The organism is Vescimonas sp. (assembly GCF_057856985.1).
On the sequence record NZ_DBLZXX010000007.1, the window covers coordinates 26,152 to 45,965 of the forward strand.

The 19,814-nt window shown below is 57.4% G+C and carries 21 protein-coding genes and 4 tRNA genes; 20 read left to right on the forward strand and 5 right to left on the reverse strand.

Features of this window, described 5'->3' with window-relative positions; translation table 11 throughout:
* Nucleotides 1–316: 316 nt before the first annotated feature.
* A complete protein-coding gene (locus ACZM22_RS06685) occupies nucleotides 317–742 on the forward strand; it encodes a ribonuclease P Rpr2/Rpp21/SNM1 subunit family protein (RefSeq protein ID WP_489543511.1) in 426 nt (141 codons plus the stop codon).
* A gap of 56 nt (nucleotides 743–798) precedes the next feature.
* Here ACZM22_RS06685 and ACZM22_RS06690 read toward each other — a convergent pair whose 3' ends face one another.
* The 4 genes from ACZM22_RS06690 to ACZM22_RS06705 form a co-directional block, all read right to left on the reverse strand.
* On the reverse strand, nucleotides 799–1,527 hold the full coding sequence (locus tag ACZM22_RS06690) for an amino acid ABC transporter ATP-binding protein (protein ID WP_489543545.1): 729 nt from the start codon (nucleotides 1,525–1,527) through the stop codon (nucleotides 799–801).
* 4 nt (nucleotides 1,528–1,531) lie between these two features.
* Nucleotides 1,532–2,263 (reverse strand): amino acid ABC transporter permease, encoded by a 732-nt coding sequence (locus ACZM22_RS06695; RefSeq protein WP_484424163.1) that lies wholly within the window; start codon nucleotides 2,261–2,263, stop codon nucleotides 1,532–1,534.
* 95 nt (nucleotides 2,264–2,358) lie between these two features.
* Complete coding sequence (locus tag ACZM22_RS06700; RefSeq protein WP_489543512.1) at nucleotides 2,359–3,210, reverse strand: transporter substrate-binding domain-containing protein; 852 nt, start codon at nucleotides 3,208–3,210, stop codon at nucleotides 2,359–2,361.
* Nucleotides 3,211–3,534: 324 nt separating this feature from the next.
* Nucleotides 3,535–4,461 carry a C40 family peptidase gene (locus ACZM22_RS06705; protein ID WP_489543513.1) on the reverse strand — a complete coding sequence of 309 codons (927 nt, stop codon included), beginning with the start codon at nucleotides 4,459–4,461 and terminating at the stop codon, nucleotides 3,535–3,537.
* 203 nt (nucleotides 4,462–4,664) lie between these two features.
* Between ACZM22_RS06705 and ACZM22_RS06710 the strand changes: the two genes are divergently transcribed.
* From ACZM22_RS06710 to ACZM22_RS06770, 13 genes are all read left to right on the forward strand, one after another.
* Nucleotides 4,665–5,543 carry a helix-turn-helix domain-containing protein gene (locus ACZM22_RS06710; protein WP_489543514.1) on the forward strand — a complete coding sequence of 293 codons (879 nt, stop codon included), beginning with the start codon at nucleotides 4,665–4,667 and terminating at the stop codon, nucleotides 5,541–5,543.
* A gap of 61 nt (nucleotides 5,544–5,604) precedes the next feature.
* The gene (locus ACZM22_RS06715; RefSeq protein WP_484424160.1) at nucleotides 5,605–6,846 is read left to right on the forward strand and encodes a dicarboxylate/amino acid:cation symporter; all 1,242 of its coding nucleotides are present in this window, start codon (nucleotides 5,605–5,607) and stop codon (nucleotides 6,844–6,846) included.
* A 168-nt stretch (nucleotides 6,847–7,014) separates the two neighbouring features.
* Entirely contained in the window at nucleotides 7,015–7,329 is a 315-nt protein-coding gene (locus ACZM22_RS06720; protein ID WP_483269113.1) for a YerC/YecD family TrpR-related protein, read from the forward strand.
* Nucleotides 7,326–8,066 carry a class I SAM-dependent DNA methyltransferase gene (locus tag ACZM22_RS06725; RefSeq protein ID WP_483269112.1) on the forward strand — a complete coding sequence of 247 codons (741 nt, stop codon included), beginning with the start codon at nucleotides 7,326–7,328 and terminating at the stop codon, nucleotides 8,064–8,066. Before ACZM22_RS06720 ends, ACZM22_RS06725 begins: the two co-directional genes overlap by 4 nt.
* 20 nt (nucleotides 8,067–8,086) lie before the next feature.
* Entirely contained in the window at nucleotides 8,087–8,977 is an 891-nt protein-coding gene (gene hslO, locus ACZM22_RS06730) for an Hsp33 family molecular chaperone HslO (protein ID WP_489543515.1), read from the forward strand.
* 79 nt (nucleotides 8,978–9,056) lie between these two features.
* Nucleotides 9,057–9,133, forward strand: a tRNA-Val gene (locus tag ACZM22_RS06735).
* 7 nt (nucleotides 9,134–9,140) lie between these two features.
* A tRNA-Asp gene (locus ACZM22_RS06740) sits at nucleotides 9,141–9,217 on the forward strand.
* Nucleotides 9,218–9,220: 3 nt separating this feature from the next.
* A tRNA-Phe gene (locus ACZM22_RS06745) sits at nucleotides 9,221–9,296 on the forward strand.
* Between the two features lie 25 nt (nucleotides 9,297–9,321).
* Nucleotides 9,322–9,397 (forward strand) — tRNA-Gly (locus ACZM22_RS06750).
* A 206-nt stretch (nucleotides 9,398–9,603) separates the two neighbouring features.
* Nucleotides 9,604–9,831 carry a hypothetical protein gene (locus tag ACZM22_RS06755; protein WP_489543516.1) on the forward strand — a complete coding sequence of 76 codons (228 nt, stop codon included), beginning with the start codon at nucleotides 9,604–9,606 and terminating at the stop codon, nucleotides 9,829–9,831.
* 101 nt (nucleotides 9,832–9,932) lie between these two features.
* Nucleotides 9,933–10,139 carry a hypothetical protein gene (locus tag ACZM22_RS06760; protein ID WP_489543517.1) on the forward strand — a complete coding sequence of 69 codons (207 nt, stop codon included), beginning with the start codon at nucleotides 9,933–9,935 and terminating at the stop codon, nucleotides 10,137–10,139.
* A 270-nt stretch (nucleotides 10,140–10,409) separates the two neighbouring features.
* Nucleotides 10,410–11,624 (forward strand): MalY/PatB family protein, encoded by a 1,215-nt coding sequence (locus ACZM22_RS06765; protein ID WP_489543518.1) that lies wholly within the window; start codon nucleotides 10,410–10,412, stop codon nucleotides 11,622–11,624.
* Between the two features lie 12 nt (nucleotides 11,625–11,636).
* Complete coding sequence (locus tag ACZM22_RS06770) at nucleotides 11,637–12,665, forward strand: YeiH family protein (protein WP_489543519.1); 1,029 nt, start codon at nucleotides 11,637–11,639, stop codon at nucleotides 12,663–12,665.
* A gap of 88 nt (nucleotides 12,666–12,753) precedes the next feature.
* Here the strand turns inward: ACZM22_RS06770 and ACZM22_RS06775 are convergent, their stop codons facing one another.
* A complete protein-coding gene (locus tag ACZM22_RS06775) occupies nucleotides 12,754–13,392 on the reverse strand; it encodes a LysR family transcriptional regulator (protein WP_489543520.1) in 639 nt (212 codons plus the stop codon).
* A gap of 361 nt (nucleotides 13,393–13,753) precedes the next feature.
* Between ACZM22_RS06775 and ACZM22_RS06780 the strand changes: the two genes are divergently transcribed.
* Genes ACZM22_RS06780 through ACZM22_RS06805 form a run of 6 tightly spaced genes read left to right on the forward strand, consistent with a single transcriptional unit; the run spans nucleotide 13,754 to nucleotide 19,761 of the window.
* A complete protein-coding gene (locus tag ACZM22_RS06780; RefSeq protein ID WP_484424293.1) occupies nucleotides 13,754–14,875 on the forward strand; it encodes a DegT/DnrJ/EryC1/StrS family aminotransferase in 1,122 nt (373 codons plus the stop codon).
* Nucleotides 14,875–15,522: a sugar transferase gene (locus ACZM22_RS06785; protein ID WP_489543521.1), complete on the forward strand. Its 648-nt coding sequence runs from the start codon at nucleotides 14,875–14,877 to the stop codon at nucleotides 15,520–15,522. The genes ACZM22_RS06780 and ACZM22_RS06785 overlap by 1 nt, the downstream gene beginning before the upstream one ends.
* Nucleotides 15,523–15,528: 6 nt before the next feature.
* Nucleotides 15,529–16,503: an ATP-grasp domain-containing protein gene (locus ACZM22_RS06790; protein ID WP_489543522.1), complete on the forward strand. Its 975-nt coding sequence runs from the start codon at nucleotides 15,529–15,531 to the stop codon at nucleotides 16,501–16,503.
* On the forward strand, nucleotides 16,500–17,588 hold the full coding sequence (locus ACZM22_RS06795) for a glycosyltransferase family 4 protein (protein WP_489543523.1): 1,089 nt from the start codon (nucleotides 16,500–16,502) through the stop codon (nucleotides 17,586–17,588). Before ACZM22_RS06790 ends, ACZM22_RS06795 begins: the two co-directional genes overlap by 4 nt.
* Nucleotide 17,589: 1 nt before the next feature.
* A complete protein-coding gene (locus ACZM22_RS06800; protein ID WP_489543524.1) occupies nucleotides 17,590–18,699 on the forward strand; it encodes an EpsG family protein in 1,110 nt (369 codons plus the stop codon).
* Nucleotides 18,700–18,705: 6 nt separating this feature from the next.
* Nucleotides 18,706–19,761: a glycosyltransferase family 2 protein gene (locus ACZM22_RS06805; RefSeq protein WP_489543525.1), complete on the forward strand. Its 1,056-nt coding sequence runs from the start codon at nucleotides 18,706–18,708 to the stop codon at nucleotides 19,759–19,761.
* The last annotated feature ends 53 nt before the right edge of the window (nucleotides 19,762–19,814 follow it).

Sequence of the window (19,814 nt, forward strand, 5' to 3'; positions counted from 1 at the left end):
AGAGCCGGCGCGGCATAGTATAAGTCGTGCAGAGCGCCGCGGCGCAGCCTGAAAGCGCAGCCGGTTCCGCCCGCGGACGGGGCGCTCTGCCGTTTCCTCCGGCGGGGGACCGATCCGGCGGGACCGGCCCTCCCGAGGAGGGCGATATAAACTCACGCTATTATACCACGGCGGGCGGGGAGTTGGCAAGAACGCGATGGCCGCGGCGGAAATTTGTCCATTCTGTGAATTTTACATAAAAGCCCTTTACCTTTGCGGAGTTTTCCTGTAAAATAACGCTTTGAAATGACACAAGAGCAGGGGGACGGACTTCCGTATGAATTTTCTGCAGAGAATCGGCAACGCGCTGTCACGCTTTATGTATGGCCGCAACGGCGCAGATCAGCTGGGCCTGACCACCATCTGGGCGGCCCTGCTGCTGGATGTGGCCAACATGTTCATCAAACAGCAGACAGTGCATCTGGTCATCAGCTTTTTGTCCACGGTGCTGCTGGTCATCGCCGTGTACCGCATGTTTTCCCGCAGCCTGCAGAAGCGGCGGGCAGAGAACGCCCGCTTTCTGGAGAAGGTATGGTGGCCCATCAAGCGCCGCGCCGCCGGAAATAAGCAGCAGCGGATGGACAAGGAGCACAAGTACTTCACCTGCCCCAAGTGCGGCACGGTGTGCCGCGTGCCCAAGGGCAAGGGCAAGATCGTCATCACGTGTCCCAAGTGCGGCGGCGAGATCCACGGGAAAAGCTGAACAAACAACGAAAGACCGCCCCTCCGGCCATGCCGGAGGGGCGGTTTTCCGTTGTCTCACAATACCTTGCTGAGGAAGTCCTGCAGGCGGGGGTCCTTGGGGCGGTCGAAAAGCTCTGCGGGGGTGCCCTCCTCCAGAATTTTGCCGTCAGCCATGAACACCACGCGGTCGGCCACCTCCCGGGCGAAGCCCATCTCGTGGGTGACGACGGCCATGGTCATGCCCTCCTTGGCAAGGTCCCGCATCAGATCCAGCACCTCGCCCACCATCTCGGGGTCCAGGGCGGAGGTGGGCTCGTCGAACAGCATGACCTCAGGATCCATGGCCAGAGCGCGGACGATCGCGATCCGCTGCTTCTGACCGCCGGAGAGCATATTGGGGAACTCGTCGGCCTTGTCGGCAAGGCCAATGCGCTCCAGCAGGGCCATGGCCTGCTCCTTGGCTGCGGCCGCAGTCTTTTTCTTCAGGGTCACGGGGGCCATGGTGATGTTCTGCAGCACCGTCTTGTGGGGGAACAGGTTGAAGTGCTGGAACACCATGCCCATCTTCTGACGGTGCAGGTCGATGTTCACAGACTTGCCCGCCAGATCCGCGCCGTCGAAGAAGATGGCACCGGAGGTAGGCTCCTCCAGCAGATTCAGACTCCGCAGCAGCGTGGATTTGCCGGAGCCGGAGGGGCCGATGATGGCCACCACCTCGCCCTTGTGGATGTCCAGATTGCAGTCGTTCAGGGCGTGGACAGCGCCGTGATTGTACTCCTTTACCAGATGCTGGACGGAGATCAGGACCTTACTGCTTGTCGCCACGGCGCATCCTCCTTTCGATGGCCTCAATGCCCTTGGAGGCCGGATAATTGATGCAGAAATACACCAGCGCCGCCAGGGTGTAGGGCGCCAGAGAGATGCCGGTGGAGCCGGCGATGGTCTTGGCGGCGAACATGATCTCCGCCATGCCCAGCATGGAGCAGATGGAGCTCTCCTTCACCATGGTCACCAGCTCGTTGGCCAGTGCGGGCAGCACGTTTTTGATGGCCTGAGGCAGCACCACCAGGCGCATGGCCTGCCAGCTGCTGAGACCCAGAGAGCGGGCGGCCTCGGTCTGTCCCTTGTCCACCGCCAGGATGCCGGCGCGGAAGATCTCCGCCACGTAAGCAGAGCTGTTCAGGGCCAGCGCCACCACGCCGGGGACGAACCGGCTGATATCTACAAAGCCGAACAGGCTGAGGCGGGGCAGGGAGATGGCATAGAACAGGCCAAAGTAGATGATGGACAGCTGCACCAGCATGGGGGTGGAGCGGAATACGGCGATATACGCACCGGACAGCCATTTCACGGGCTTGACCTTACTCAGGCGCATCAGAGCCAGCAGCAGGGCGGGGATCACCGCCAGCAGCACGGATACCACCGCCAGCAGCAGTGTGTACTCGATGCCGCGGACGAAGGCCACGCCGTACTTGGGCAGGAAGGAGAAATTGAAGAAGTCGGAGGGGCGCATATCCGTGAACAGGCTGCTCCACCACATACGCGGTCAGTCCTTTCTGTAAGTAATTGGTCGGAGACGCGCGAAAGTGCAAAGTCGCGGACGGCTTTGCACTACGCGCACAATTTTGGAAGGAGTTAATCGGCAGAGACTTCCACGGCCACACTGGCCAGAGCGTCAGCATCGGCGATGAAGGTCTCGATCTTGTTCTCAGAGGCCATCTTGGCCAGCGCGGCGTTGATGCCGTCCAGCAGGCCCTTGGGGTCGCCCTTGGCCACGGCAATGCAGTAAGGCTCGGCGGTGGGCAGCTCGGAGGAGGCGCTGCAGATGACCAGGTCGGGGTTGGCGTCAGCGTACTGCTGGGCCACGCCGCCGTCCACCAGAATGGCGTCCACCTTGTCATACACCAGCTCGTTCACCAGATCCAGCACGGATTCCAGAGAGACGGCGTTGACGCCCTCGATGTCGTTGACCATGTCCAGCTTGGTGGTGGCGGCCTGCGCGCCCATGGCCTTGCCGTTGAAGTCGGCCAGCGTCTTGTACTGGTCAGCCTTGTCGGCCTTCACCAGAATGGCGGGAGGGGTATCGCTGTAATAGCCGGTGGAGAAGTCGGCGTTCTCCAGACGGTCGGGAGTGGCCTCCATGGCGGACAGGACCATGTCGAAGTCGCCCTTGTCCAGAGAGGTCAGCAGGTTGTTGAAGCTCATGTTCTCCACCTGCAGGGTCAGACCCAGCTCGTCGGCCACGTACTGGGCCACGGAGATGTCGATGCCGCCGTAGACCATGTTGCCGTTCTCGTCGGGATACATGAACTCGAAGGGGGCATAGTCGGCGGAGACGCCCACCACCAGGGTGGTCTTGGCCGCAGGCTGGTCGTCGCCGGTATTGGCGTCGTTGTTGTCGTTGGTATTGCTGTCGTTCTGCTTGCCGCAGGCCATCAGGCTCATGGCCATGACCAGCGCCAGCAGCATGGCGATCATCTTTTTCATGGGATGTACTTCCTTTCTTCTTTCTTATGGCTCCGGTATGCCGGAATATTGATGATGCAGCAGGAGGTGTTCCTCCTGACAGTGGCTATCATACGCCTGTGGTGTATAAATGTCAAGCGCTAAATGAATAAAATTTCAATTGAACGTGCGGTTTTGTAAAAAATGTGCATATATTAAGAAAAATGAAAGTGGATTCGTGACGGGATGACGGAAAAATGACGTGTATAATTGGATAAATATGCAAATATACCGCATATAGGGAAAGGACAGACCGGCGCGGGCCGGTCTGTCCTTTCGGAGAAACATGAAGAAGGTTCGATATGATCAGCCGCTGATGATGCGGCCGGCGTACAGATACGTATTGGCGTAGTAGCTCTCGTACAGGGAGCTGATGACGACGCCGCGGCTGGTGCTGGCGTGGATGAACTGCCCGCCGCCCAGATAGATACCCACGTGGCCGATGCCGCGTCCGCTGGTGTTGAAGAACACCAGGTCGCCGGGGGCCCGCTCCGCCGTGGTAACGGGGGTACACAGGGCGTACTGGTCGCTGGCGCCGTGGGGCAGGGAGATGCCGAACTGGGCAAACACCTTCATGGTGAAGCCGGAACAGTCGATGCCGCTGTAGCTGGTGCCGCCGTAGCGGTACGGCGTGCCCAGATAGGTGTAGCTGAAGGCGATGATGTCCTCCACCAGCGTGCTGGTGGCGTAGGTGCCTTCGTAATCGGCGTAGTGTACCGGCTCGCAGTACTGGGCCATGACGTAGCCGGTGGAGCTGCCGTAGCTCACCTTGTACCAGTCGTCGTTCTCCACATCGATGAGGTGGGCCACCTTGCCGGTCCAGATGGTCCGCAGGGCGGCGGCGTCCTGATCGGGCTCAGCCCGCAGGGTGATGTAGTTCTCACAGGTGGTCAGCACGCCGTCGTACTCCGCCAGGAAGTTCTGCTTCTGCAGCTCCTCCGTCTCGCGGATCAGGGCCTGAGCGGCCAGCTCCGTCAGGGACAGGGAGCTTTCGCTATCCTCCAGCGCGCCGGACTCCTGGGCCAGACGCAGCCCGTCGGCAGCCTGAAGGGCAGTGGCACTGCCGGCGGCCACACCGCTGGCGGCCAGAGTCTCCACGGCTGCGCTGTATTCATAAGGTGTGACCAGAGTGGTCTCACTGTCGTTCTTCGTCTCCGCACCGGATGCCACGACGCCGCCGGACAGCATCATGACGGCGGACATGCCGAACGCGGCCAATTGTTTCAGATACATGGGTATTACCTGCCGTTCGTGTCATAGATTTCCATGGGGGCTATCCCCCAACGCATCCTATCATACCACACCGCTTTCAAAAAAGCTACACAAAAATTACAAAATGGCAACAAAATTTTCAGAATGGTAATAATCTGGAGAAAACTTGCACGAAGCGCATAGCTGGTGATATAATGTGTGCAAAAAATGCGGAGGTGGCGCGTATGGAACCGTTGCAGTACGAGGTGAGGGGCTATCTGCGGGAGCCGTTCCGGCTGTTTCATCTGGCGGACGGACGGCGGGAGCACATCGAATACCACTATCATACGTTTCATAAGATCATCATTTTGCTGGCAGGGAAGGCGGGCTACGCTATCGAGGGCGAGCGGTACGATCTGAGCCCCGGGGACTTCGTGCTGGTAGGACGCGGCAGCATTCACCGGCCGGAGGTGGCGGAGGACGCCTTCTACGAGCGAATGATCCTGTATATCGCGCCGCAGTATCTGGCATCGCTGGGCACGGAGGACTGCGATCTGGAGGAGTGCTTCCGGCAGGCCCAGGACTCCTTCCGCTACGTGTACCGCGACGAGGGAGGCAGCCGCGTGCGTCAGCTATTCGAGACGCTGGCCCGGACGGTGCGGCAGGGGGGGTACGGCGCGGCCCTGCTGGAGCGGGCTCAGTTTCTGGAGCTGATGGTGGAGGTGAACCGCGTGTGCCGCGGCGGTCATCAGGTGCAGGCGGCCTCCGGCGACAGCAAGGTGGTGGCGCTGCTGCAATACCTGAACCTGCACCTGACGGAGGAGCTGACCATCGACCAGCTGTCGGAGCGGTTCTACGTCAGCAAGTACCACATGATGCGGCGGTTTCGGCGGGAGACGGGCTATTCCATCCACGGCTATGTGACGGAGAAGCGGCTGCTGCTGGCCCAGCGGCTGCTGGCCCAGGGGGCCTCGCCATCGGAGGTGGGGGCACAGGTAGGGTATCAGGACTACTCCACATTCTCCCGCGCCTACAAGAAGCAGTTCGGCCGCGGCCCATCGGCGGATGTGGTTCGCGAGAGCACGATTTGCATGGAACTGGGCAAGAATTGCGATTTACAATGAGAAAAATGCCCGTATAATAAGTGCAGTAACATCCTGTTTGGAGTATCTTAGGAGGAGAGCTATGAAGAAATTCCTGAAAAATTACTGGTTTATCCTGTGCATGCTGACGGGCATCGTGGGAGGCTGCCTGGTGGGCGCCTTCGCGCCGGCTTTCGGCGGCAAGATCAAGTTTCTGGGTACGCTGTTCATCAACATGATGTTCTGCGTGGTGGTGCCCATGGTGTTCTGCTCCATTGCCTCCGCCATCGCCAATATGAAAAGCGTCAAGCGCGCCGGCAAGATCATGGGCGTCACCGTTGCCACGTTTCTGGTGACAGCCGCCATCGCCGGTGTCCTGATGTACATCGTGTGCCGCATCTTCCCGCTGGTGGACGGTCAGTACACCATCGTGGAGGGCGAGGTCGGCGAGGCCTTGGGCTTCGGCGACATGATCGTGAACTTCTTTACCAAGCCGGATTTCATGGAGCTGCTGAGCCGTAAGGCCATCCTGCCGCTGATCGTGGCGGCGGTGCTGTTCGGCTTCGGCGTCCAGATGAACGGCGGGCCCGAGACCAGAACCGCTCAATTTCTGGAGGATGTCACGGGCTGCATCATGAAGACCGTGAAGCTCATCACCTACTACGCGCCCATCGGCTTCTTCGGCTTCTTCGCCGACCTGGTGGCCACCTATGGACCCGAGCTGATGAAGGATTACAGCCGTACCCTCATCATTTACTACGTCATGAGCTTCGCCTACATGTTCATCTTCTTCCCCATCTACGCCCGCTTCGGCGGCGGCAAGGGCGGCGCAAAGATCATGTTCTCCAAGCTTTTCCGCCCGGCGGCGGTGTCCTTCGGCACCTGCTCGTCTGTGGCCTGCATCCCCACCAACATGGAGGTGGCGGAGGAGACCGGCATCAGCAAGGATGTCAGCGAGATCGTACTGCCCATGGGCGCCACCATGCACATGGACGGCTCGGCCATGTCCGCCATCATCAAGGTGGCATTCCTGTTCGGCGTGTTCGGCCTGGATTTCTCCACGGATAAGGCCATCTTGGCCATCATCGTGGCGGTGTTCTCCTCTGTGGCCATGAGCGGCATTCCTGGCGGCGGCGGCACCGGCGAGCTGGTGGTCTGCACCATCTTCTTCCCTGACCAGCTGGCTGTCGCCTATCCCATCGCACTGGCCATCGGCAATCTGGTGGACCCTCCCGCCACCATGGTCAACGCCGCCGGCGACTATGTGGTGTCCTTCATCGTCTCCCGCTACGTGGACGGCAAGGACTGGCTGCAGAAGAAGCTGCACGGCAAGACCGAGAACTGATCCTATATACGGCGCCGCTGTCGGCGGAGCGTCCATTTGGACGCTCCGCCTTCTGTTTTGCCGAGAAAAAAATAATTGTGGGCAGAGGTTTACTTTCACGAATTAAAATGGTACAATGTGAAACAACGAACAGGCCCGTGGGCCCGAGGAAAAGAGGAGAAGCAAGACATGGTAAGAGCAGCCAAGTCCAAGATCGCAAAAAAGGAGAAGAGCGACCGGCTCTATCAGGCGATCCTGACGCTGGAAACGGAGGAGGAGTGCTACAACTTCTTCCAGGACCTGTGTACGATCTCGGAGCTGCGCAGCATGGAGCAGCGCTACGAGGTGGCGTCCCTGCTGAACGACGGCATGATCTATAACGACATTCTGGAAAAGACCGGTGCGTCCAGCGCCACCATCAGCCGCGTCAACCGCTCGCTGATCTACGGAAACGGCGGGTACGAGAGCGTGCTGGAGAAGATGAAGGAGAAAGAGGGAAAATGAGCTGCTACGAGGCATTGGCCTCCTCCTACGATGCGCTGACGGAGGATGTGGGCTACGAAAAGCGGGCGGACTTTCTGGAAAAGCTGTTCCGCCGCAGCCGCATCCCCGTGAAGGTGGTGCTGGATCTGGCCTGCGGCACCGGCACCATGACGTGGCTGCTGACGGGGCGCGGGTATGAGCTTATCGGTGTGGACGGCTCCGAGGAGATGCTGGCTGCGGCCATGAGCAAGGGCGGCACCGTACAGGGCGTGCCGCCCATTTTCCTGCATCAGTCCATGCCGCAGCTGGATCTGTACGGCACCGTGGATGCCGCCATCTGCTGTCTGGACAGCCTGAACTATCTCACTGACCCCGCCGACGTGCGCCGCACGTTCCGGCGGCTGCACCTGTTCGTGGCTCCGGGAGGCGTGCTGGTGTTCGACGTGAATACCGTAGCCAAGCTGGCGGCACTGGACGGACAGGTGTTCCTGGACGAGACGGAGGATACCTACTGCGTGTGGCGCGCCGAGTATCACAAGGGACTCTGTACCTATTACATGGATCTGTTCCGGCGTCGCGGCGACAAGGCCTGGGATCGGCGGGAGGAGCTGCACCGCGAGCGGGCCTACACTGTGGAGGAGCTGACGGCGTGGCTCACCGAGGCAGGCTTCGGCGACATCCGTGTCTATGGCGACGCCAAGCTGCGCCATCCGCGGGAGGACGAGCAGCGGGTGTACTTCTGCTGCATACGAAACTGAATGAGAGAGGTTGACATAATATGGAAGACAAGATCGTGCGGGCCATCTCCGGCGATGGCATGGTGCAGGCGGCGGCCATTTACAGCCGGAACCTGACGGAGCGGGCACGGCAGATCCATAAGACGCTGCCGGTGGCCACGGCGGCACTGGGCCGCACGCTGGCAGCCGCGTCCATGATGGGCGACGCCCTGAAGGGGCAAGGAGCCAGCCTGACGCTTCAGCTCAAGGGCGGCGGCCCGCTGGGGACCGTGCTGGCCGTCAGCGACCACGAGGGGAATGTCCGCGGCTACGTGACGAACCCCCAGGTGGACCTGCCTCTGCGGCCGGACGGCAAGCTGGACGTGGGCGGCGCCGTGGGCCATGAGGGCACGCTGACCGTCATCAAGGACCTGCACATGAAGGAGCCCTACGTGGGCACCATCGACCTGCTGGGCGGCGAGATCGCCGAGGACGTGGCGGGTTACTTCGTGGAGTCGGAGCAGATCCCCACCGCCTGCGGTCTGGGCGTGCTGGTGGACCGCGACCAGAGCGTGAAGTCCGCCGGAGGCTACCTTATCCAGCTGATGCCCGGGGCCACAGAGGACACCATTGTCAAGGTGGAGGGCGGCATCATGGCCGCCGGCCCGGTGTCGGCGCTGCTGGAGCAGGACCCCGATCCCGAGCACCTGCTGCGGGCAGTGATGAGCGACTTCGATTTGAAAATTCTGGAGACGCAGCCGGTGAGCTACAAGTGCTACTGCAGCCGTGAGAGGGTGGAACGGGCGCTGATCTCTCTGGGCCGTCAGGAGCTGGAGGACATGATCCGCCAGCAGGGCGGCTGCCAGCTGAGCTGCCAGTTCTGCGACACGGTGTACGATTTCTCCAAGGAGGAGCTGGAGCAGCTGCTGGCGTCCCTGCAAGAAAAAAAGTAAGTTTTTGCGAAAATGTTATTGACAGATGCGGATGGTTTTAGTATAATAGCCCATGTCGTTCGGCGAGAGCGGCAGGTACGGGAGCATAGCTCAGCTGGTTAGAGCACCTGCCTTACAAGCAGGGGGTCACTGGTTCGAGTCCAGTTGTTCCCACCATCCACATGGCCAAGTAGTTCAGTTGGTTAGAACGCCAGCCTGTCACGCTGGAGGTCGAGGGTTCGAGCCCCTTCTTGGTCGCCATATGCCTCTGTAGCTCAGTTGGTAGAGCAGCGGACTGAAAATCCGCGTGTCGTTGGTTCGACTCCGACCGGAGGCACCAAGGTGCCGCAGCAGCGGCGCCGTTTGCGGGCGTAGCTCATCTGGTAGAGCGCGACCTTGCCAAGGTCGAGGTAGCGAGTTCGAGCCTCGTCGCCCGCTCCAAAAAGAAACACCATCCGTCAGGATGGTGTTTTCTTTTTGGAATGTACCGCAGCACCGGAGAACTCGCTGCCTCGACCTGCGCGAAGCGCGTTAAATTAAGAGGCCCGGCAGGGTTCCCACAAATGGCCCTGCCATTCGTGGACCGCCGGTTTGCTGGTTTTGCAGAACCATCGAACCGGCGCTTTTTTGCGTTTAGGAGGAGCCAAATGAATATCAGCGCAGAGGAAAAGAATCATTATCTCAGGGAAGCGGAGGTCGTTCTCGCCGGAGAGGGCTTCCTGACGGACGGGACACACGCTGGTGGTCTGCGTGTCCCGCTCGACGGTGCGCCGCTGTGCGAGGTACCTGAGAGCGGCGGCGTTACCTGCCGAATGGAAGACGTCAGTACGCCGGAGCGGCTCGCTTTAGCCGCACAGCACTCACAAATTTCATAGCTGCTCATAAACCGACCCATATCTTTTCGTATCCCTGTATCGCGCCTATAATAAGCACAACGAATGGGCCGCACGGCTCAAAAAGCAAGGAGGACGCTGTTATGCTGAATGAAAATGTGGCGAAGCTGCTGAAGGCCGGGATGTGGGATCTGGCGACCTGCGCCAATGGCGCACCCAATGTGGTGCCTGTGGCGTTCAAGGACGTGACGGCCGAAGGCAAGCTGGTTGTCGGCGATGTGTTTCTGGGCATTACGCCGGAGAAGGTCATCGTCGCCACCCCCGGCGCGGACAACAAGAAGGAGCTTTGAGACCATAAGCGGGTAGACCATAAGCGGGTGTAAAAACACCCGCTTATAAATTTCATAGTGACTTGAAAGTGCCTGCATATCCCACTATAATAAAGAAGACACAGGAGGTGTGGATATGTACCAGAGAAAGCTGGAAAAGGGCGCTTCCGTGGTGCTGATCCTGCAGAGCATCTGCCAGTAGGCGGGTGTGTTTTATAAAGACGCGGGTGAAACATCCATGATACAGTGTCAGAAATGCGACCATCACTGAAAAAGAAAGGAGCAACCACAATGACCTACAACTTTGACGAGATCATCGACCGCCGCCACACCAATGCACTGAATACCGACGGCTTCCGGGGCTATATCTTCCATGCCGGCCCGGAGAAGGTGTTCCCCTACAAGGATGAGGAGTTCGTCCGCATGTGGGTGGCCGACATGGAGTTCGGCGTGGCCCCGGAGATTCTGGACGCTCTCCGCGGCCGTATCGACCGCCGCATCTTCGGCTATACCGGCCTGTATAACGACGAATATTACAAAGCTTTCTCCAAATGGTGCAGAAACCACTACGATTGGAGCTTCCCTGAAGAGCAGCTGTGCGTGACGCCGGGCATTATTCCCGCCCTGTACCAGCTGACGGAGACACTGTGTACCAAGGATGAAAAGGTGCTGGTGAACACCCCGGCCTACGGCTACTTTGTCCACGCGGCGGAGTACGCCGGTGTGGGTGTGCTGACCTCCCCACTCCATAAAAAGGCCGACGGCACCTTTGAGATGGACTTCGAGGACTTTGAGAAGAAGTGCGCCGATCCCGCCTGCAAGCTGGTATTCTGGTGCAATCCCCAGAACCCCACCGGCCGCATGTGGACGGAGGAGGAGCTGCGCCGGGCCGGTGAGATCATGCGGAAGTATAACCTCTGGGTGGTGTCCGACGAGATCCACTGCGACCTGATCCGCTGCGGCCGCCGCCATATCCCTATGGCCAGGGTGATGGAGGACTACCCCAAGCTCATCACCTGTATGGCTCCCAGCAAGACCTTCAATCTGGCGGGCCTGGCCTTCTCCAATATCATCATCCGCGACGCGGCGCTGCGGGCGCGGTTCAAGGAGCGGGACAAGCTGTTCGGCGCGGTGAACCCCATGTCCCTGACGGCGGCCAAGGCGGCCTATGAGCTGGGCGGCGCGTGGCACGAGGCGCTGAAGGAATATCTGGACGGGAACTTCGCCTTTGTGAAGGAGTTCCTGACCCGTGAGCTGCCGGAGGCGGTGATGTATATCCCGGAGGCTACCTATCTGGCATGGGTCGACCTGAGCAAATGCCTGCCGGAGACCACGGACCTGCCGGACTTCTTCGCCAACAAGGCAGGCGTGCTGCTGGAGGGCGGCAACGGCCTGTTCGTGGGCAACGCCGCCGGTTACGTGCGGCTGAATCTGGCCATGCCCCGCAGCATCATCGAGACCGGACTGACCCGCATGGTGGAGGCCATCCGCAAGGAACGGAAGTAAATCAGAAATCGTATGCAAACCATCAGAAAATATCTCCCCGGCATGGCGGTGTGCCTTGCCATCGCCATGCCCTCGTGGCTGCTGGGCAAGCTGGTGCCGGTCATCGGCGGTCCGGTGTTCTCCATCGTCATCGGCATGGTCATCGCCCTGTTCTGGACGCCCGGCGCAGCCTGCAAGCCGGGCGTGGGCTTCACCTCAAAGAAAATTCTCCAGACCGCCGTGGTGCTGCTGGGCTTCGGCCTGAATCTGAACGTGGTGCTGCAAACCGGAAAGCAGTCCCTGCCCATCATCATCTGCACCATCGCCACGTCGCTGCTGGTGGCCTTTGCCCTTCACAAGCTGCTGCATATCGACGGCAATATCAGCACCCTCATCGGCGTAGGCTCCTCCATCTGCGGCGGCAGCGCCATCGCCGCCACCGCGCCGGTGATCCACGCCGACGACGAGGAGGTGGCGCAGGCCATCTCGGTCATCTTCTTTTTCAATGTACTGGCGGCGCTGCTGTTCCCGCTGCTGGGACAGGCCATCGGGTTTGATACTGCCTCCGGCGAGTCCTTCGGCATCTTCGCCGGTACGGCGGTGAACGATACCTCCTCCGTCACGGCGGCGGCCTCCACGTGGGACAGCATGTGGGAACTGGGCAGCCAGACGCTGGACAAGGCGGTGACCGTCAAGCTGACCCGCACGCTGGCCATCATCCCCATCACACTGGTGCTGTCGCTGATGCAGGCGAAGAAGGCGGGAACGGGGCAGGGCGGCTTCCGGCTGAAGAACGCGTTCCCCCTATTCATCCTGTGGTTCGTCTGCGCGTCGGTAGTCACCACCATCTGCACGTCCTTGGGCGTACCTTCAGCGGTGTTTCAGCCGCTGAAGGAGCTGAGCAAGTTCTTCATCATCATGGCTATGGCGGCCATCGGACTGAACAGCAACGTGGTCAAGCTGGTAAAGAGCGGGGGAAAACCTCTGCTGTTGGGAGCCTGCTGCTGGGCGGGCATCACCGCCGTCAGTCTGCTGATGCAGCGTGTGATGGGGCTGTGGTAATGAAATGAACTCCGTTTTTCGAGCATTCTTGCCGAAAAGCGGAGTTCTTCTTATCTGCAAAGCCTTGATATGGCAAGGCTTTTTTCTTTTACTGCTTGTGAGTATGCACAGCAGTGAGGTTCGGCCCTCGCCGCGATGCACCAACAGAATCTGGCGGGCAGGGCTGGGTTCTGTATCGAGTGCGAAAAAGCCCTCCTGCGCCAGAAGGCTCTGTGCGAACAGAGATGGCAGAATGCCGTCCGGCCAGCGATTTGAATCTGGGCCCGGCCACAAACACGTCACGAAAAGAGGCAAGCTCAGTCACGGACAAGTCCTCCACATCTGTCAGCGGAGAAACTGCCAGCACTACGTCCGCCTGCTCTGCGCGGAGCATCTGGATCGTCTCATGTGTGGAGCTGCCCTGCACCTGAAGCGTCACATTGGGATGCATCTCCCGGAACTGTCCCAGCTTCGGCAGCAGAAAATGGTACAGCGGCGTCTCCGCAGCGCCGATGATCAGCGTACCTGCTTCAAAAGCGGCCAGCCGCTTCAGCTCGCGTTCGCCGTTGGACAGAGATTTGAAAGCGCTGTCCACATGGGAAAAAAGCGCCGCGCCTTCCACGGTGAGCCGCACGCCGCGGGAAACGCGGGTAAACAACTTGCAGCCAAGAGACTCCTCCAGCCGGTGGATGGAGCGGGTTACGGCGGGCTGGGACAGGCACAGCAGCCTCGGCGGCCTTTGTGACATTGCCGGTCTGTGCCACCGTATAAAAGGCGCGGTAATATTCCAGATTGAAGGATTCCATGGGCAACTCCCTTGTGAAAGGAAGGAGAATATGCTGACTCGTGACCACGCCCTGCTTTTTCATCTGTTGTTAGGTATTGCACTTTTTGCCTATATGCAGTATAATTGAGCGATAAAAATGGCTTAATTCAAACGTTTTTTCGGGTGGGAAGCAGCAATATGCCAGATCGATGAACTTGCATATTGCTGCATGCCATAGCGGCAGAAAGACATGGCGCGGATTCACTATACTTTTGAACACAACCAACATGCCCGACAGAAGCATACTTTGGCATCCGTTGGACAAAAAACACAGGAGCGGAAGATGGATAAACGACTTTTGCTGGCCAGCCCGCATATGTCGGGTGAGGGCTATGAACTGGAGTACATTAACGACGCATTTCGGAAGAACTGGATCGCGCCGCTGGGCGAGAATGTTAACGAATTTGAAAAAGCGATGGGTACCTACATGGGCAAGGGCTATCCTGTCGCTCTGTCTGCCGGCACGGCGGCGCTGCATCTGGCGATGATCCTCGCGGGCGTGAAGCGCGGCGATGCGGTGTTCTGCCAGAGCCTGACCTTCTCCGCTTCGGCCAACCCTGTCGTCTACTGCGGCGCGAAGCCGGTGTTCATCGACTCCGAGCGGGAGACGTGGAACATGGATCCCGCTGCTCTTCGCCATGCCTTTGAACTATACGGTGTGCCCAAGGCGGTGGTCGCGGTGCATCTGTATGGCAACCCAGCCAAGCTGGATGAAATCATCGCCATCTGCCATGAGCACAACGTTCCCCTGATTGAGGATGCCGCCGAGGCGCTGGGTTCTACATACAACGGCCAGAAGTGCGGCACCTTTGGCGAGTTCGGCGGTCTGTCCTTCAATGGCAACAAGATCATCACCACCTCCGGCGGCGGGATGCTGCTGTGCCAGACGGAAGAGGAAGCCAAGCATGCCCTGAAGCTGGCAACGCAGGCCCGCGAAAACGCGCCGTGGTACCAGCACGAGGAGATCGGCTACAACTACCGCATGAGCAACATCTCCGCCGGTATAGGCCGCGGCCAGATGAAGGTGCTGCCGCTGCGCGTGGAGCAGAAGCGGGCTATCTTTGCACGCTACTGCGAAAACCTGAAAGGCCTGCCGCTGACCATGCAGCCGAAGCTGGACTGCGCGGAATCGAACCGCTGGCTGTCTGTTGCCCTGCTGGACGAGGGCTGCGGCGTGACGCCCGGCGAAATGCTGGCAAAGCTGAACGAGGCTGGCATTGAGGGGCGCTACCTCTGGAAGCCCATGCATTTGCAGCCGGTCTTTGCGGATTACCCCTTTGTCCGCGTCAGCGAAAAGACGGTGTGCGACGATCTGTTTGCCCGCGGCGTGTGCCTGCCCAGCGACACGAAAATGAGCATGGACGACGTTGACCGCGTATGCGAGGTCATCCGGGGGATGTTCTGATGCGGCACAAGGCGGGGTTTTATGAAAAATACATCAAGCGCCTGCTGGACATCGTGCTGTCCGGGTGCGCGCTGATCGTCCTGTCGCCGCTGCTGCTGGTGACGGCGATATTGGTGCGCGTGAAGCTGGGCAGTCCTGTGATCTTCTGCCAGGAGCGTCCGGGAAAAGATGAAAAGATTTTTAAACTCCATAAGTTCCGCAGTATGAGCGATGCACGGGATGAAAACGGCAACCTGCTGCCAGACGAAATCCGGTTAGGGAAGTTTGGCCGCAATTTGAGAGCAACAAGCCTGGATGAGCTGCCGGAGCTGTGGGATATTTTCCGCGGCAAGATGAGCATCGTGGGGCCGAGACCGCTGCTGGTTGAATACTTGCTCTATTACACAGCGGATGAGCGCCATAGGCACGATGTGCGACCGGGACTCACAGGTCTGGCTCAAATAAACGGAAGAAACACGCTGACGTGGGAGCAGAAATTTGCATATGACTTGGAGTATGTGCAGCATATCAGTTTTATTACGGATTTACGCATTCTACTGGGGACAGTTGGCAAGGTGCTCAACAGGTCGGGAGTGCAGGTCAACACCCAAAGTAGTGAGGGAAATCTCGCACGGATTAGAAGTTGTGTTGGAGAAAAAATGGAGTGATTTATCATGAACATTCTAATTCTTAGCTGCGGAACGAGAAATAAAGTTGTTCAATATTTCAAAGATGCGGTCGGCCCTTCTGGCAAAGTTTTTGTGACCGATTGCAGCCCGTATGCACCTGCGCTTTATGATGCAGATTCTTTCCGCATCGTCCCTCGAATGACCGCACCTGGTTATGTCGATGAGATATTAACGATTTGTAAAAGTGAGCACATCGATGGTGTTTTATCTCTGATTGATCCGGAACTGTCGCTTTTGGCTCAACACAAAGAAGCGTTTGAAGCTATTGGCACAACGGTTGTAGGTTCCTCCTACGAGTTGTGTGAAATGGCCCTTGACAAATGGGCAATGTATAACTGGCTGACAGAGCATGGCTACCGCTGCGCAAAAACCTATGTACAATTCTCGGCGTTTGAACAGGCGTTGGCTGATGGCGAGGTCGCATTTCCGGTTTTTGTAAAGCCACGCTTTGGCAGCGCGAGTCTGCACATCTCCAAGGCGGAGGATATGGAAACGGCAGTCTTCCTCTTTCAGCACCAGCCAGACATGATCATTCAGGAGTTTCTGAATGGGCAGGAAATCGGCGCGGATGTTTACACGGATATGCTTTCCGGGCATGTTGTTGCCGCCTTTACGAAGAACAAATTGGTGATGCGGGCCGGAGAGACGGATAAGGCGATCTCCTTTAAGGACGAACAGCTGTTTGCGCTGATTTCGCGTTTTGTTGAAGAAAGCGGGTATCGTGCGCAGATCGATATGGATATCTTCAAAATCGGGGATGCGTATTATATTTCCGAGGTCAATCCGCGCTTTGGAGGCGGTTATCCGCACGCCTATGAATGCGGCGTAAAAACGCCGCAGATGATCGTGAATAACCTGAGCGGGCAGCAAAATGTCCCCTCCGTGGGGAAATATAGAAGCGATGTTGTTATGATGAAGTACAACGAGCTAAAAACACTTGCGTTGGACGAGAGACGATGAAAAAGCGAATTGCAATACTGGCCAATCACAGCGGCGGCCTGTACGATTTCCGCAAGGACTTGATCTCAGAACTGAAAAAACACGCGAATGTTACGGTTGCTGTCCCACATAACGACCGCTGGGAGGAACTTCATAAGTTGGTGGACGAGGTGATTGAGCTTCCCGTTGACCGCCGAGGAATGAACCCCATCCATGACAGCAAACTCTTCCGGCAGTACAGGGCCATGCTGAAAGAGGTCAAGCCGGATTTGGTTCTGACATACACCATCAAGCCCAACATCTACGGTGGCTTAGCCTGCCGGATGGCGCACATCCCCTATGCCGTGAACATCACGGGACTTGGCAGCGCCATCGAAAACGGCGGCTGGCTCAAGAAGTTTGTGCTGGCGCTCTACAAACCGGCGTTGAAGGGTGCGAGGGTCGTTTTTTTTGAGAATGCCGGGAATCGGGACACCCTCGCTGCCACCGGCGTTGTGCCGCAGGGGCGCGACGTGGTGCTCAACGGCGCGGGCGTCAATTTAGAAGATTATCCCTATCAGCCCTACCCGCAGGAGGGGCCGGTACGGTTTCTTTTTGTGGGTCGCGTCATGCGCGAAAAGGGTGTGGACGAGCTGTTTGCCGCCGCAAAGCGAATGAAGCAGGAATACGGCGACGGCGTGGAGTTTCATATCGTCGGCTCATTTGAAGAGGAATATAAGCCCCTCATGGATAAATTGGAGCAGGCTGGCGTGGTCAAGTATCACGGCTATCAGTCGGATATGAAGCGCTTTTACGCCATGGCGAGCTGCGTCGTGCTGCCATCGTACCATGAGGGCATGTCCAATGTTCTATTGGAGGGTGCCGCCACTGGCCGTGCCCTCATCACCAGCGATATCCCCGGCTGCCGCGAGGCGGTGGAGGACGGTGTCAGCGGATATCTGTGCCCGACAAAGGATGCAGACGCGCTTTGCGACGCGATGCGGCGTTTTGCAGAGCTGCCGGAGGATCGGCAGGCTGAAATGGGTCGCCGCGGTCGGACGCGGATGGAGCAAAAATTCAGTAAAACCGCCGTTGTGGCGGAGACGATCAAACACTTGGAGATCTGAAATGCGAGAGTTAGTCATCCTCATGCTCATAACGGCTGCACTGGCGTGGTGTGCGGATCATGTTACGATGGGACCGATGAACCATGCCCAACGGCACAGACTGGTTTTCTGCACCCTGCTGATCATCATCCTGCTGGCAGGCTTTGCGGGACTGCGGACACAGTGCAATGACACGGAGGCGTATCGCCACGCTTATGAGCTGATCACAGAAGGTTCGTGGAAAATGACAGACAAGAGTGTAGGCGCGAACCCTCTCTTCAACTGGATCAACTACCAGCTGAAAATATGCGGTGTATCCACGCAGAATTTTCTGATGTTCTGGGCTTTCCTGACGGTTGGCTGCTACTTTATTTTTGCGCACAGATATTCTGTAGATTATCCGCTGACGGTTTTCCTGCTGTTTACCACCGGCTGTTATACGTTTGTTTTCGCGGGTATCAAGCAGGCCGCCGCCGTCGGTATTGCAGTCATTGCAGTAACGTTTGCGCTTAAAAGGAAGTGGGTTTTCTTTATAGCGGGCGTCCTGATCGCGTCGCTGATCCACCCTTATTCGCTGATGTATCTGCTGGTGCCGTTCATGGAGTTTCGTCCGTGGACAAAGAGGACCTACTGGATGCTGGCATTTTTCCTTGCGGCGGGATTTTTCCTCCGCCCGCTGCTTGGCATGATCGTCAATATCACAACACGATTGGGAGAGGAATACACGATTTCTGCGTTTACAGGCGAGGGCGTTAATATTTTCCGTGTACTTGTCTGCAATGTGCCGCTGGTGCTGTCATGTATTTACCGCAAGAAGCTGTTCGCAGACAGCTCTGAAACGGAGAACCTCATGGTGAACCTGACCATGCTCAATGGCGCCATTATGTTTGTGGGCCTGTTCGGTACGGCAAATTATTTTGCGCGGCTGGCAAACTATTTCCTGATTTTTCAGTCGCTGTCGCTCCCGTGGATGTTGAAAAAAATCGGCGGCAGGGACGGGAGGATGCTGACCATCCTGATGGTACTGGGCTTTGCTGCGTATTTCTATTATGCCAATGCGATCAATCAGCCATTTGACCGGGATTTTGCACGACTGAGCGCAGCGGAGTACATGAAATTAGCAGGAGGATAACTTGATATGAAGCCTACGCCAAAGGTAAGCATCATCGTGCCCGTCTATAATGTCGCGCCCTATCTCCGGCAATGTATGGACAGCCTGATCAACCAGACATACCGGAATATCGAGATCATCTGTGTCAACGATGGGGCAACAGATGAGAGTGGTGAGATATTAGATGAGTATGTGGCAAAAGGCAGCACGATTAAGGTGATTTCCCAGAAAAATGCTGGACTTTCTGCGGCACGCAATGTTGGTTTTTCTTTTGCCACCGGCGACTATGTTATGTATGTAGACAGCGATGACTGGATTGATTTAGAAACCTGTGAAACCGCTGTTGCCATGGCTGTAAAGCATGAGGCGGACATTGTCTTCTGGCCGTATATCAGAGAATTCCAGAATGCGCAACGGCCAAAGACGCTCTTTTATGATGACTACATTGTTTTTGACGAAGAAGAGTTTTTTACACAAGTTTATGAAACCATAGTTGGTTTGCATGGGGCGTTTTTAAAACATCCGGAAAATGCAGACACGCTTGTAACTGCATGGGGAAAGTTGTATAGAAGAGTGCTCCTCATCGAAAACAATGCAGAGTTCGTTGATACGAAGAAAGTTGGAACGGAAGATGCATTGTTCAATATGCAAGCTTTAAAATCAGCAAGGTGTGGAGTATATATCCGAAGATATTTTAGCCATTACAGAAAGAACAACACAATATCTCTGACGAGTACATATAAGCCTAAACTCAATGCGCAGTGGAAGCGCCTATTCGAGTGCATGTATAATACCGTCGTACTTGCAAGTGGTGAGCGAAAGGAAGAGCTTTTAATTGCGCTCAATAATCGCATCAGCCTGAGTATCATCGGCTTAGGGCTAAATGCGCTGGCACTTCCAAACCGTGAAGCCTTGAGGGAAATCAGAGGTATCCTGTCGGAGAAAGAATATCGTGCGGCAATCAAAACGCTGCCCATGCGATATTTTCCTCCGCATTGGTGGGCGTTTTTCGCCTGCTGTAAGCTGAATTTTGCGGTGGGAGTATTTTCCCTTTTGAAGTGTATGGAGAGAATAAAGGGTTAAGCGCCGCTGCATGCCACTATAGGCTATAAGCCATGTGAGCAGTTTCTTAAATA